The organism is Anaerotignum lactatifermentans (assembly GCF_016902535.1).
Classification (GTDB): domain Bacteria; phylum Bacillota; class Clostridia; order Lachnospirales; family Anaerotignaceae; genus Anaerotignum; species Anaerotignum lactatifermentans_A.
The window spans coordinates 1-219 of record NZ_JACSNY010000079.1 but is presented as its reverse complement, the minus strand read 5'-3'; the positions used below and the strand labels follow the sequence as shown (position 1 = coordinate 219).

Sequence of the window (219 nt, the reverse complement as noted above, 5' to 3'; positions counted from 1 at the left end):
CCACGAATGCCATCGAGGGATTTAACCGGCAGCTGCGGAAGGTCACGAAATCCAAAACGGTATTTCCTTCGGATGAAAGTCTCCTAAAAATGCTGTATCTGGCTATGATGGATATCACGAAAAAATGGACCGGACACCGACAGGATTGGGGCCAGATTCATTCGCAGCTGGAGATATTTTTTGAAGAAAGGCTGTCAGGATTATAAGCAGCGGCCAGGC

The 219-nt window shown here is 47.9% G+C and carries 1 protein-coding gene; it reads left to right on the top strand.

Translation table 11 applies throughout. From position 1 onward, the window contains the following. A partial coding sequence (locus tag H9X84_RS12945) for a transposase (protein WP_205134647.1) occupies nucleotides 1–206 on the top strand: 206 nt, incomplete at its 5' end. Between the last annotated feature and the right edge of the window lie 13 nt (nucleotides 207–219).